The organism is Paraburkholderia sp. BR10937 (assembly GCF_040965695.1).
Classification (GTDB): Bacteria; Pseudomonadota; Gammaproteobacteria; order Burkholderiales; family Burkholderiaceae; genus Paraburkholderia.
Map to the genome: position 1 here is coordinate 157,353 of NZ_JBFRCL010000014.1, position 13,988 is coordinate 171,340.

At 58.2% G+C, this 13,988-nt stretch carries 10 protein-coding genes; 3 read left to right on the forward strand and 7 right to left on the reverse strand.

Annotation, left to right across the window (positions count from 1 at the left end):
• The first annotated feature begins 383 nt into the window (after positions 1–383).
• Complete coding sequence (locus AB4Y44_RS14330; protein ID WP_368699984.1) at positions 384–2,063, forward strand: peptidoglycan D,D-transpeptidase FtsI family protein; 1,680 nt, start codon at positions 384–386, stop codon at positions 2,061–2,063.
• Between the two features lie 19 nt (positions 2,064–2,082).
• Here AB4Y44_RS14330 and AB4Y44_RS14335 read toward each other — a convergent pair whose 3' ends face one another.
• The 6 genes from AB4Y44_RS14335 to AB4Y44_RS14360 all read right to left on the reverse strand — a co-directional run bounded on the left by AB4Y44_RS14335 (position 2,083) and on the right by AB4Y44_RS14360 (position 9,339).
• Positions 2,083–2,340 (reverse strand): MoaD/ThiS family protein, encoded by a 258-nt coding sequence (locus tag AB4Y44_RS14335; protein ID WP_368699968.1) that lies wholly within the window; start codon positions 2,338–2,340, stop codon positions 2,083–2,085.
• A gap of 39 nt (positions 2,341–2,379) precedes the next feature.
• On the reverse strand, positions 2,380–2,931 hold the full coding sequence (locus AB4Y44_RS14340) for a molybdenum cofactor biosynthesis protein MoaE (RefSeq protein ID WP_368699969.1): 552 nt from the start codon (positions 2,929–2,931) through the stop codon (positions 2,380–2,382).
• 42 nt (positions 2,932–2,973) lie between these two features.
• Positions 2,974–4,077, reverse strand: a complete 1,104-nt coding sequence (gene moaA, locus AB4Y44_RS14345; RefSeq protein ID WP_368699970.1) for a GTP 3',8-cyclase MoaA — start codon at positions 4,075–4,077, stop codon at positions 2,974–2,976.
• 436 nt (positions 4,078–4,513) lie between these two features.
• Positions 4,514–5,500, reverse strand: coding sequence for a cytochrome d ubiquinol oxidase subunit II (locus tag AB4Y44_RS14350; RefSeq protein WP_368699971.1), 987 nt, complete (start codon positions 5,498–5,500; stop codon positions 4,514–4,516).
• A gap of 45 nt (positions 5,501–5,545) precedes the next feature.
• Positions 5,546–6,940 (reverse strand): cytochrome ubiquinol oxidase subunit I, encoded by a 1,395-nt coding sequence (locus tag AB4Y44_RS14355; protein ID WP_368699972.1) that lies wholly within the window; start codon positions 6,938–6,940, stop codon positions 5,546–5,548.
• A gap of 71 nt (positions 6,941–7,011) precedes the next feature.
• Entirely contained in the window at positions 7,012–9,339 is a 2,328-nt protein-coding gene (locus tag AB4Y44_RS14360) for an FdhF/YdeP family oxidoreductase (RefSeq protein WP_368699973.1), read from the reverse strand.
• 197 nt (positions 9,340–9,536) lie between these two features.
• Here AB4Y44_RS14360 and AB4Y44_RS14365 point away from each other — a divergent pair, with 197 nt between their 5' ends.
• Together AB4Y44_RS14365 and AB4Y44_RS14370 are read left to right on the forward strand one after the other, a co-directional pair.
• Positions 9,537–10,961: a PLP-dependent aminotransferase family protein gene (locus AB4Y44_RS14365; RefSeq protein WP_368699974.1), complete on the forward strand. Its 1,425-nt coding sequence runs from the start codon at positions 9,537–9,539 to the stop codon at positions 10,959–10,961.
• Between the two features lie 74 nt (positions 10,962–11,035).
• A complete protein-coding gene (locus tag AB4Y44_RS14370) occupies positions 11,036–11,383 on the forward strand; it encodes an ArsR family transcriptional regulator (RefSeq protein ID WP_368699975.1) in 348 nt (115 codons plus the stop codon).
• Between the two features lie 675 nt (positions 11,384–12,058).
• Here AB4Y44_RS14370 and AB4Y44_RS14375 read toward each other — a convergent pair.
• The gene (locus AB4Y44_RS14375; protein ID WP_368699976.1) at positions 12,059–12,988 is read right to left on the reverse strand and encodes a LysR family transcriptional regulator; all 930 of its coding nucleotides are present in this window, start codon (positions 12,986–12,988) and stop codon (positions 12,059–12,061) included.
• Positions 12,989–13,988: the final 1,000 nt, after the last annotated feature.

The window sequence follows — 13,988 nt, forward strand, 5'->3', positions numbered from 1 at the left end:
TCCTGATGTGGCACCTCGTGGTCTTCGGGGAAGGGAAATCGCTTCACGAGCAACGTAGTCTGATAATGGCCCGAACGGGACTCGATTCGGAAACGCTTGCTACCTGCCTGCAAGATCTACTGGCTGCCGGTCTGATCGTTGCACATTGCGAGCGCGGCGCACCGGGTTCTCTTTCCGCTACACCGCGCGGCGAACAACTCGCCATCGGTATTGGCGGGTAGCAATCGTCACCCCAATTCTTTCAAGAGCGTGCGCCACGACCGTTGGCGGCTCCTGCCAGAAATGAGCAATCCCTTCGTGCCTCGTAAATGACGCGTCGTGTTACTTTCAACGAAAGCCCCCTCCTGAAAGCCACTGGATACCGTGGGCGATCCACTATCGTGATGGGCTTGATCACGATTGCTTTCGCAGCGTGCATCGCGCGTGCCCTTTGGGTTCAGGTGCTTGATAGCCGCTTCTACCAATCGGAAGGTGACGCACGTGTCGACCATGTCATTGACTTGCAAGTCGATCGAGGTCGAATTGTCGACCGCAATGGCCGCGTACTGGCGACGAGCGTCCCCACGATGGCAGTATGGGTCGACGCAAAGGATGTCCCGGACAACGTTGAGCCGGGAAAACTCGCGATGCTTGCGAAATTGCTTGGCATTTCAGAAGAGAGACTGAATGCGGAAATCGATAGCGACAAGACGTTCGTATATCTGAAGCATCAGATCTCGCGCGACGTTGCCAGTGAGGTGGAAGCGCTCGCAATTCCGGGCATTCACGAAATACCAGAGTATAAGCGTGTATACCCCGAGGGTGCGCTCACCGCTCAACTGGTTGGTTTCACGGATACGGAGGGCAAGGGCCAGGAGGGCATCGAACTGGGGGCGCAAAGCAAGCTTAACTCGGTTGACGGGAGAGAACTCGTCGTGCGCGATCGGGTGGGGCATATCGTTAGAGACCTCGGAAGCGTAGAGAGTCCACATCCAGGCGCTGATATCCAACTCGCACTTGACCGCAACATTCAGTACATCGCTTACGAGGCCTTGCAAGACGCGGTAACGTCGAGCCATGCAGAAAGCGGATCGGCGATTGTCGTTGATGGGCGCACTGGAGAGATTCTCGCCCTTGCAAACTTTCCCAGCTACGATCCGAACGATCGGTTTGCACTGCGCGGCGCCACATTGCGCAACCGCGCGGTGACCGACGTCTTCGAGCCTGGATCTATCATGAAGCCGTTAACCGTATCGCTGGCGCTTGATCTCGGTCGGGTCACACCAAATTCGCTTGTACAAACAGACGGTCGATTTTCATTGGACGGTGCGGTCATCACTGATGATGCGAACTTCGGAACGCTAACGGTTGCTCGGGTCATTCAGAAGTCCAGCAACATTGGCGCGTCAAAGATCGCATTGACCATGAAGCCAGAAGAGATGTGGCGGCTTTACTCCGCACTGGGATTCGGTCGCCCACCCAATCTTGGCTTTCCAGGCGCGGCCGCCGGTATCGTGCGGCCATGGAATAGATGGCGGCGGATCGAGCAGGCGACCATGTCATACGGGTACGGTGTGTCGATGTCGCTGGTCCAGCTCGCAGAGGCGTACACCGTATTCGCGAACAATGGACGGCTTCTCCCGCTTACGCTCTACAAGCAGGATGGTTCGACGGTCGAGGGTACACAGGTCTTCACCAAACACACGACCGACGAGATGCGAGTGATGCTCCAGAGCGTCGTTTCAAAGGGGGGCACGGCGCCTGATGCGCAGGTTCCTGGCTATAGCGTCGGGGGCAAAACTGGAACGGCCTATACCGCAACGAGGCACGGCTACGAGAAGAATGAATACCGCGCCTCCTTCGTCGGAATCATTCCGATTCGAAATCCGAGACTCGTAATCGCAGTATCCGTAGATAAACCGCAGGGAGCCAAACACTTCGGCGGCGACGTCTCGGGCCCAGCTTTTGCACAGATCGCGTACGCCGCGATGCATGAACTTGGCGTTGCGCCCGATGAGCCGACACAGAATGCCGCAGGTGACCTTGGTGCGACTCCAAAATTTCCCAGAGCCGCAAGGCCCTAGCGCCCACGGGCCGAGGTATTCAACCACCGGTCACCGGAGGGAAGAAGGCAATTTCGCTGTCCTGGCGCAAGACGAAGGTTGGGGCTACCATTTCGTAGTTGACGGCTATGCGGACCGGTCGGCCATCGCGCAATGCGTCCGCTGTTCGGGCGTCGCGCGAGCCGAGTCTTGATCGAAGACCGTCGATTGTGAGATGCGGTACGTCGATAACGACGATTTCCTCAGTGATGCCGAGTTGTTCGCGAATGCTCGCGAAGTATTTGATAGTGAGCTTCATTTGTACGTTCCGGATACCGTGGGTTCGAAGCGACTCGGATTAGCCCCAGCGCAACGTCGCATGTTCGTCTCGTCTTTTGGCTTCGACCCATTCTGACGTACCATCGCCCCGAATCTCTTTTTTCCAGAAAGGAGCGTGGGTCTTAAGAAAATCCATGACGAACTCGCATGCTTCGAACGCAGCGGCTCGGTGCGGCGCTGCCACAACCACCAATACAACGGCGTGGCCGAGTAGAACGAGCCCAATTCGATGGACGATCTTCACAGCGTCTACTTTCCAGCGTGCGATGGCTTCCTCGACGATACCCCACAGCGACTGCTCGGTCATGCCGGAGTAGTGCTCGAGTTCTAGTGCGACGACGTCGTCGAAATCGCCGCTATTGCGCACGACGCCGATGAAGTTGACGACGGCACCCACGTTTGGGTTGCGCATGATGGGTGCGATTTCTGCTTGGACGTCGATTGGCTGGTGCTGCACGCGTACTTCGAAGCCGGACGCTATGCCGGCGCGTAGCGTTGCTTCTTCGCCGGGACTCTCGGAAGAGGGCGGGGATGGTTGGACGGAAGAAGAAGCGGGGCTAGAGGCCGACATGACGAGTTCTCCAATATCTCTGTATATAGCGCATGCTTCGGCTCAACCACCAACGAGCGACATGCGCACGGTTGGATATGCCTTACCTGTGCGCGGTTTGTGTCGGGTTGCACGTAGCTCTGAATAGCGGTCGTAGCGTTCGCGCCAGCGGGAGCGGAGCACGTCGGCCAGTTGATCGACGGGTCCGCTCTCATCAAGCCACGGCGTGAGATCATAGCCCCGAGCGGCGAAAAGGCAGGTATAGAGCTGGCCGTCGGCGGATACTCGTGCACGCGAGCACGTGCCGCAGAATGGTTGTGAGATGCTTGCGATGAAGCCCACTTCGCCGCTCCCGTCCGCGTGACGAAAATTGACGGCGGTGGTTGCATCAGGCTGCGGCCCGAGCGGGATGAGCGCAAACTCGGATTCGACGATAGCGTGAATTTCCGGCGCAGTGAGCACGTTTGCAGTCGACCATCCGCTCGCGCCGCCGACGTCCATGTACTCAATGAAGCGCACGGCCACGTCGGTATGCCGGAAGTGACGCACAAGCGGCAGAATCTGGCTGTCGTTGACGCCCCGTTCAATCACGGCATTGATCTTGACTGGGGTAAGGCCCACCGCGCACGCCTGCTCGATGCCTTCGAGAATGCGCTGTACAGGTACACGGGCGCCACTCATCTGGCGAAACACCGCATCATCCAATGAGTCAAGGCTTACCGTGACGCGATTTAGCCCGGCGTCTCGAAGCGACCGGGCCCTTTTTGCGAGCAGTGAGCCGTTCGTCGTGAGCGCAATTTCCATCGCGCTGCCGCTCACCGTCCTAAGGCAGGCAAGCCGTTCGACGAGCGACTCAAGGCCACGCCTCAGTAGTGGCTCACCGCCCGTAATTCGGATCTTCTCGACACCAAGCGACGCGAATGCCTTCGCAATTTTCACCATCTCGTCGAACGAAAGGCGCTCCGATGCCCGCAGGAATGGATAGTTTGCGTCGAAGACGTCCGACGGCATGCAATAAGTGCAACGAAAGTTGCACTGATCGATGACGGACAGACGCAGGTCTCGCAACGGACGTGCAAACGTGTCAGAAACGGGAATTGCGGCACTCGCCGGCGCACAATCGCGCGGTGACGTGTCGGCGACAAGGGGCTCTGCGATGGCGTTCACGATCTCTTCAAGATTGAGTTGCGGGCGATGGGAGGAGAGAAGCGGTGACCGCCCGGGCTCGCGCCTGGATAGCCGGGCGATGCTCCCCTGATCGATTTGCCCTCAGTATAGGGCGACGGCTTCGCACCTCGAATGCACAGTCGTCTGCAAAATGCACCAGCACAGTCGGAGGGCATATGTTGTGATGCAATGTTTGGAGCCTGCGCATCATCCAGCGCACAGAGTGGTAGTAAGGCGACTGCGTCGCCGGGGTCGACATGCCTGCCGAGCCCAATGCTGGCAAGGCAGCTTGCCTTTGCGAGCGTATGCTGGCTACCGGGACGCTGTTTCGCGAGGACGCGCAGAACGGTGCAAATCACGTATCGCCTCCAAAAAAATGCCTTCCGTACCGTTTGCATACGGAAGGCGCTGTTGTCGGCCGAATGAGTGGTGACTGCTAGTGCTTGACCGGCACCACCTTGCCGCGGAAAAGATGGTACTGGTAAAGGTTGTAGCCAATCATGATCGGGAACACCATGCCGATACCGAACAGCATGAATGTAAGCGTCGGGCTATCCGAAGCCGCAGCGTCAACTGTGAGTTTGCCCGGCACGATGTAGGGAAACAGGCTGATCGCAAGTCCGGCGAACGAGATCACAAAGAGCAGCGTCGAGCCTACGAACGGGCTGTGCTCGCCGTGCATGCGGATCGAATAGAGCACGTAGACGAACGCCAGAGCAGCGAGAATCGCGAGTGCGATCAGCAGATGAAAAACTCCGTGCTCCTGCCAGCGCGTCACTCCTACAGGACTGAGCTTGAACGTAGCAAACGACACCACGAGAGCAGCGGCTACAGTGGTGAAGACGGCGACCGTAGCGTGGCGTCGCGCCGAGCTTTGGATTGCGCCGCTCGTCTTCTTCACGACCCACGTCGCGCCGAGCAGGCAGTAGCCTGACACGACACCTATCGCGGTCACGGCGACGAAGCCGAGGCTCGAGAGGCCTGGAACGAAACCGGTGAGGATCTTGCCGAGCACGATGCCCTGGGAGATCGCCGCGAGCAGACTGCCGATACCGAATACGCGGTCCCATACCAACTTGCTCGTATGCGCGGCGTGCCTGAATTCGATTGCGGCGCCACGCATGATGAAGCTAGCGATCAGGAACATCACGGGGACGTAGAGATCCGAGAGAATCATGGCGTAAGCCGACGGGAATGCGCCGAACAGCGCGCCGCCGAGTGCCACTAGCCAGGTTTCGTTCGCATCCCAGACGTGGCCAATCGACTGGATCATGAGATCCCGGTCACTTTCCTTGCGACGCAGCAGCGTGAGGATGCCCACGCCGAGATCAAAGCCATCGGTTACCACGTAAAGCACAAGCATAAGGCCGATGATCCCGAACCATGCTTGATTTAACAGATCCTGAGTTGATGCGGCTGTCATGATGAGTTCCTGCATACGGATGCGAATCAGTGGATAGGTTGTCGATCAATATTCGACCGCGTGCGTAACTGCATTGCGCGCTGACTTGGGGGCCGGCATCAGCGTGAGGTCCGGCCCTCGACGCAGCCAGCGACGCGCGAAGACGAAAAACGAGCTAATGAGCACTACGTAGAAGACCGCGAACATGACCATGCTGCCCGTGATCGCACCAGCAGGAATTGCGGAGGCAGCCTGGTCGGTGCGCAGCAGGCCATACACGACCCACGGCTGACGTCCCACTTCACGCACGATCCAGCCGCATTCGACTGCAATGTATGGCAGTGGAATCGCGAGTACCCACGCGAGAAGCAGCTTGCGTTGCGCAAGGAGCGCATCGAGGCGGCCCCGCGACTTGCGCAGCGCATAGACGGTCCAGAAGGCGAGCACCATGAACAGGAAGCCGATTCCGGCCATGGCGCGGAACGCGTAGTAGAGAAGCGGAATCATCGGCGGCTGGTTCTCGACGGGAATGTCTTTCAGGCCCGTCACCTGGCCGTGAAGGCTGTGCGTGCCGAGAATGCTGAGCGCGCCAGGCACTTCGAGCGACCAATCATTGCGTTGCTTCGCGGCATCGGGCCACGCCACGAGCGACCAGCTTGCGCCGGTGCCCGGTGCGTTCGTTTGCCAGTGGCCTTCGATTGCGGCGCCCTTTGCCGGTTGGGTCGCGAACACGTCAACGCCGCTTGAATCGCCGAGCCAGATCTGCACGGGCGCGACGAAGACGAGCAGAGCCAGCGCAAGCTTGAAAGAGCGCACGAAGAACTCTGGATTGCGACGTTTGAGCAGGCAGTACGCCGAAATTCCGGCGACCACCACGAGTCCCGTTTCGAGCGCGGCGAACCACATATGCGACACGCCCCATGCCATATCGGGGTTGAAGATCGCCTTCACGTAGTTGGTGACCACGAGCTTGCCGTCCACAACGGCCACGCCCCTCGGGGTTTGCAGCCACGAGTTCGCCACCATGATCCAGAACGCGGAGAGCGTGGAGCCGAGCGCGACCATTGCCGTTGCGAAGAGGTGTACGCCCTTCGGCACGCGATTCCAGCCGAGCATCATGATGCCGACGAAACCGGCCTCCAGCATGAAAGCCATGGCACCTTCAAAGCCCAGGATATTGCCAAAGAACTGGCCGGTGTATTCGGAGAACGGGCCCCAGTTCGTCCCGAACTGGAACTCCATCGGGATGCCGCTCACAACGCCGACCGCAAAATTCAGGAGCAGCAGCTTGCTCCAGAATCGCGCGTGGCGATACCAGACCACATTGCTCGTTTTGACCCAGAGGACTTCGACAACGAGCAGGAACGCGGAAAGGCTGATGGTAAGAATTGGCCAGAGTATGTGGAATATCGCGGTCATTGCGAACTGGCCCCGCGCCAGATTCAAGGCTTCGACAGACATGATGATCACCAGGCAGATTGAGAACGAGGAAGCGCCTCGCATAAGGCGCAACTTGACTAGTTAGTTAAGAATCAGAATGCGGGCAGGACCGACGGCTCGGACGAGCGGTGCAGTAGCACGGGAATCGACTTGGACGTCGGCGTGTTACAGACGTCGCCAACGCTCGACAGGGGTACGAGCGGGTTGGTCTCTGGGTAGTACGCGCCGATGCAGCCTCGTGGAATGTCGTATTCAACCAGGCGAAAATGGTCTGCACGGCGCTCAAGGTTGTCGTCCCAGACGGTGGTCAAATCCACCCAATCACCGTTCTTGAAGCCCAGCATTTCAATGTCGGCGCGATTGATGAAGACCACGCGTCGCTGGCCGAACACGCCGCGATAGCGGTCGTCCAGAGCGTAGACGGTGGTGTTGTACTGGTCATGCGAGCGCGTCGTCATGAGTGTCATCAGACGTTCGCCGTGCTGCGCCTTGGCGCGCGCGATCGGCGTATCCTGTTGCACCGCGTGCACGATGAAGTTCGCCTTGCCGGTTTCGGTTTTCCAGTCGCGCTCTCGCGAGGCCACGCGCAGATGGAAGCCACCCGGATGCTTGATGCGTTCGTTGTACTGGTCGAAGCCTTCGATCGTCTGCTCGATAGCGTCGCGTACCTTCGCGTAATCGGCCGCGTAGCTGAGCCAGTCGACCTTCTCGTCGCCGAGCGTGGCGTGAGCGATATTCGCGACGATGGCCGTCTCGGACATCAGGTTAGGCGAGGCTGGACGGTTCATGCCGTACGAGATGTGGACCATGCTCATCGAGTCTTCGACCGTCACACCTTGCGCTACACCATTTTGCACGTCGATTTCGGTGCGGCCGAGCGTCGGGAGGATCAATGCATTCTCGCCATGGACGAGATGGCTGCGGTTGAGTTTGGTGGTGATGTGCACAGTGAGCTTGCACGAGCGCAGGCCGTCGAAGGTGCGCAGCGTGTCAGGCGTTGCCATGGAGAAGTTGCCGCCAAGACCCATGAACACTTTGACGTGCCCTTCAATCATGTGCTCGACTGTTTCGACGACGTCGAGGCCGTGTTCACGCGGCGGCTCGAAGTCGAAGGCTTGTCCGAGCCGGTCGAGGAACGCCTGTGCAGGCTTTTCTTCGATACCCACGGTGCGGTTGCCCTGCACATTTGAGTGGCCGCGCACAGGACACAGGCCTGCGCCTTCCCGACCGATGTTGCCGCGCATCATCAGCAGGTTGGAGAGCATGTGCACGGTCTGCACCGAATGCTTGTGCTGCGTGATACCCATGCCCCACGTGGCAATGACGCGTTTGCCGTTCGCGTAGATGCGCGCAAGGCCCTCGATATCCTCGCGCGCCACGCCGGATTCCGCTTCGAGGAGCGGCCAGCTTTCCTTGCGGAGGTCCTCCGCGAAGTCGCTGAAGCCGAGCGTGTGCTGCCTGACGAAGTCGATATCGATCACGCGTTCGGTGCCGTTCGCGAGCGCTTCGTCGTCGAGTTCAATCAGGCGCTTGGCAACCCCCTTGATGAGCGCGAAGTCGCCGCCGAGTTTCGGCTGAATGAACATCGACGCGATTTTGGTGCTGCCGAACGTGATCATTTCGACGGGATGCTGCGGGCTCGTGAATCGTTCGAGCCCGCGCTCGCGCAGCGGATTGACCGAAACGATGACCGCGCCGCGTCGCGACGCCTCGCGCAACTCGCCGAGCATGCGCGGATGGTTGGTCGCCGGATTCTGGCCGAAGATGATGATGGTGTCGGCGATTTCGAAGTCATCGAGCGTGACTGTGCCCTTGCCGATGCCGACCGTTGTCGGCAGGCCGCGGCTCGTGGCCTCATGGCACATGTTCGAGCAGTCGGGGAAATTGTTGGTGCCGTACATGCGTACGAACAACTGATAGAGGAAAGCAGCTTCGTTGCTTGCGCGGCCCGATGTGTAAAACGCGGCCTCGTCGGGTGAATCGAGTTCGTTCAGATGCTTCGCGATCAGGGTGAATGCGTCGCGCCACCCGATGGGCTTGTAGCGGTCGGTAAGCGCATCGTAGACCATCGGGTCGGTCAGGCGACCGTGCTGCTCGAGCTCGTAGTCGGTCTGTTTCATCAGCGACTCGACGGTATACGCTTCGAAGAACTCCGGCGTCACGCGCTTGGTCGTCGCTTCGGCGGCCACGGCCTTCACGCCGTTCTCGCAGAACTCGAACGTCGACGCGTGCTCGCGATCGGGCCAGGCGCAGCCGGGGCAGTCGAAACCGTCCGGCTGGTTCTGTTTGAACAACGTGCGATAGTTGCCACCAGAAACATGCTCTTTAATCAGATTGATTGCGACGTACTTCAGCGCGCCCCAGCCTGCGGCGGGGTGATGATACGCCTCGATTTTTCCCTTTGACTTTGCCTTGCTCATGACCCTGCCTCTGTTTACTTCGCGCCGCAAACTGCCGTTATCTGGAGCCGGCCGCGCACTGCGTGTCGTTATCGAAAGAGTAAAAGTAAAGGTCGGGTTCAGAGGCACACAGAATCCTCCGACTTGCTAGAGTACAGTTGTAAAAGCGGCAGGACAGTAGAACATCTGTGCTGTCTGCGGTTCCAGGAAACACGAAAATGAATCTGTATGAAAAGCTCGCGGACGATCTCGAAGTCATGATCCGCAAGGGCGTGTATCGCCCGGGTGACCGGGTGCCGTCGGTCAGGCAGGCGAGTCAACAGCACCGCATCAGCATCACCACGGTGATTCGTGCGTATGTGCTCCTCGAGAGCCGAGGAGTGCTCGAAAGCCGGCCGCAATCCGGCTACTTTGTGAGTTTGCGTATGGGTCAGGGTGGTCACCGGACAGACGAACTACGCCCGACGCGCCCGATTGCCGTATCGGCTTCTGTCGACATGAGTCGCCTTGTGCTCTCTACGCTGCGCTCAATCGGCACCGACGATGCCATCCCACTCGGTTCGCCATATCCCGAAGCTAGTCTCTTTCCATTCGACAAGCTCAATCGTTACGCGTCAGCGGCGGGGCGCAACAAGGAGTTGTGGGGGGTAGCGTACGCCTTGCCGCCGGGCTCTCCGGCGCTTTTGAGACAAATCGCACGGCGCTACCTCGAAAACGGCATGGTCGTGGACCCTAACGAGATCATCGTGACGGTGGGAGCCACCGAAGCGATTAATCTTTGCCTGCAGGCTGTCGCAAGACCCGGGGACGTTATTGCCGTCGAATCGCCAACGTTCTACGCGATGCTGCACGCTATCGAACGCTCCGGAATGAAGGCGATTGAGGTAGCGACGCACCCCGAGTACGGCATCGAGATTGAAGAGTTGATGGACATCATCAAATCCCAACCGATCGCGGCTTGCATGGTGATGCCGAATTTCCAAAACCCGCTCGGCTTTCAGATGCCTGACGAGCGTAAGCGTGCACTTGTGGAACTGGCTACTGGCGCCGACATTCCAATCATCGAAAACGGCGTCTACAACGAACTGTATTTTGGCGACTCGCACCCCACTACTCTGAAATCGTACGACAAAAAAGGTATCGTGTTGCACTGCGGCTCATTTTCGAAGAGCCTGACTGCCGCGTATCGCATCGGCTGGGCGTTGCCGGGGCGCTATCGCGATGAGGTCGAAAAGCTGAAGTTTCTGAATACGCTGACGACTTCAGTGATTCCCCAACTGGCGATTGCCGAATACCTCGAACGCGATGGCTACGAGCATCACCTCAGGCGCATCCGCAAAACCTTCGCGCAGCAGGCGAATCTGATGCGGGCGATGGTGACGCGTTTCTTTCCAGCGGGCACACGTATGTCAAGTCCGGCCGGAGGGTACGTATTGTGGGTCGAATTGCCGGCGAAAGTGGACTCGATGAAGCTGTATCAGCTTGCTTTGGAGAGGGGCATCACCATCGGGCCTGGTTACATGTTCTCGATCACGGATACCTATCGAAACTTCATTCGACTCAACTACAGTAGTCGATGGTCCGCAGAAATCGAGCAGGCCGTGATTACAGTCGGTAAGCTTGCAGCGGCTTGCGCACGCTGATCTCGGTACGATCAGGTACAGCTGGCCTGTGCGGGAGAAAGCACAGTGTTGCACACCGCCGGAAAGGCACTCACGTGACAGCTACAGTACTAGAATCGCCATTACTGAAACGCGATATGGCGATTATGAGTCTGACTCAACCACCTCAAGACGACGCCTGTGAGCCTTCAATTGCCGTTGTGCTTGAGCAGCTCTGGATGGTTTTTACCGATCGTCATGGCCGGCATTCGTCGATTGCACGGCTCGCCAAGCAGGCGCATTTGCCGATGAGTACGCTTCGACGGACGTTGACTCACCTTAAGTTAGCTGGGCTTGCCGACTTCTCAATCGACGAGGAGGGTAGAGGGTTTGCTACGCTCAGTGCGCAGGGCGTCGACCTGTGCTTCGAGATCGCCCAGATATCCGCTGATGCAGACTCGTAGGGCTTACCTGTCTGCGTTATCAGTTGTGTGGCCCAATAACTCCAAGCCCTGTGCGTTCAGGTTGATCACGATGACTCGAGAGGCTAACCGCAACGTCTCGATTGCCCCAGAGTCAGCCAGTGCACGCAAATAGCGTAGCACTGTAGCGGGCGGCAATTGCGTCTGCTCGACTAGCCAGTCCGTGGTGACTTTTGTCCTGGGCTTCAGCGGACGCGTCTGCCCCTTGGCGATAGCAGTGAGGATCAAGTCCAGCGTAGCGTCGCGGACGGGCGACGGATCAGGCGTTCCATCTGGTCGCACTTGGCGTGACCTCCGGTGACATGCGGGTAAGTAAGTGTGGGGCGGATCGGCATACAGGCCGCCAGGCGCGTGTCGCAGGATATTGCGTCACTAGTGCGCTTCACATGCACAGTTCGTGCGTTAAATCTGAAGTACAGTTGCGAAGGGCCTAGCTTTGCACCAGGGGAGAAACGGGCCAAGCCCGCGATCACGATTCGGGCAAAGTCAAATCCGGAGTGACGTGTTCGAGCAGCGACGAAAGCTAATCTGGCGAACGCCTAGTCGCTATGCCACCGAGTTCGCAAGCCAGGACGTCAACAGATTCGGCTGAATTGAGCCGGGGAGCTCGCCAAGATTGGCGCTCACCGGCTTGTCGTTCGCGTGCAAGTGTCGGTGTCATACCTGCCAATAGGATTGCTCGCCGAAGATCGTGGAGTAGAAGTCAAGAAATGCACGGACTTTCGACGACACGGTTTTTTTGCGTGGATACACTGCCCAGATAGCGGGTTCTGCATGCGTAGCCTGTGCCTCCCATTCCGGGAGGAGGCGCACGAGCGACCCGGCGCGCAATGCTGGGCCAATAGACCAAATGGGCAGCAATGCAATACCGCATCCCGCGGCGGCGAGGTCTAGTATCGCCTCCGTGTCGTCGGCACGTAGGCGTCCTTGGAGTTTGATTTCGATTTCCCTTTCGCGTTTGCCACCCCTTGCCCGCCGCACGAGCAGCCAGGAATCATCACCAGCCAAAGTGAAACGGATAGCCGGATGTGACTGCAGTTGGTCAGGCGAAGCAGGTACACCATGGAGTTTGATGTGGGTCGGGCTGGCGCATACCACACGCTTGTGATCTGCGAGTCGCCGAGCCATCAACTGAGAGTCGGGTAGGACACCGATTCGGATGGCGAGGTCAATACCCGTATCGACTAGATTGAGTACCTCGTCGTTGAGCACGGCATCAATACTGATATCTGGGTATTTCTCGATGAACTCGGGTAGGTGCGGGATAATGTGACGACGGCCAAACGATGTCGGCATTGTTACGCGAAGCAGTCCCGTCGGCGAAGCATTTAACGACGAAGTCATCTCCCTCGCTTCACCGAGTAGACGCATGGCGGTCGTGCTGTGTTCTCGGAATACCCGCCCACCCTCAGTCAATGTGAGGCCGCGAGTTGAGCGGTTGAAAAGCGCGATGCCAAGATCGCGTTCCAGTTCGGCGATGTAACGAGATACTGTCGAGGTCTTGATCTTGAGTTGGTCAGCAGCCTTATTGAAACTACCAAGATCAGCAGCGAGCAGGAATGCACGCACGGCAGAAAAATAGTCCATTGGCGGGGTCCTTATTGACTGTTCTCGCGTCGTATCGAGGGAAGGATCGCTTGGGGAGGGAATGGTTCTGGATAACGCAAGCTACCTATTTTAGCCATTGGAATCTGCCGACAGGCGAATCTATTGGCGACCTATCGAAAACACGGAGTGGTGCCCCCGCGCGTCTCCCCGCCATCGGCCTGTGGCTGCCGCGCGAGGGGTCCTGTTCCGGACCATGCTGCAGTACAACGGGATGACGACGGCGTAGGGTTCGACGAAGTCGATGAAGCGTATTCAACCCCGACCTCTAGCTGCTAATAGCGCAAGAGCCCGAAGGGCCCGGAAGGTCGTGGAATAAGGGAATGCCTGCCTTGAGTGTCCGTACTACCATCGCGACATCAATGCGGTGGAGAACAACATTTTCGCCGCAAGACGTCGCCGTCTAGCAGTAGGCATCCCCGTTCTTACCGCGCCTTCAGCGCGGCCGCCAGAGGCTGGGAGCGCAGGGCGCGTCAAGTGCCACTTTGGTTGCTTGTCCGCATTGGCGCGCCCTACTTACGTTTTGAAAATACGACAATCCGGCCTCTGCGTATCTTTCCCATTCACGCACCTTCTAATTGATGATTCAGAGATCCGGTTGAGCACCGCTGGAGTGTGCGCGAGATGAATGTGGAACCTTAGTCGCCATGTTGCCATGAATCCGGCTAACTGCACCTCACCGCGCATGAGAAATCTGAATTGCGCAAATGGATTTGCCAGCGTTGATCGGAGTTGAGAACATATTGACTGAATCGACCCAAAATACTATGAAGATTGCCAAATGCGGCTTGAAATCATCCTGGACGCATCGCAATCATGGTGACTTTTCCGCTGCGTGTCATCTCGAAATTTTAGGGAAGGTCTGCAAAAGTCCTGGCGTTGAAGTCACGTTGTCCTATCCTGGAAGAACGCGAATTAAAGGAGTTCCTCGATGACACAGCTCGGTCTTGGCCTGGATCTTTCAACGAAACGCACGCGCAAG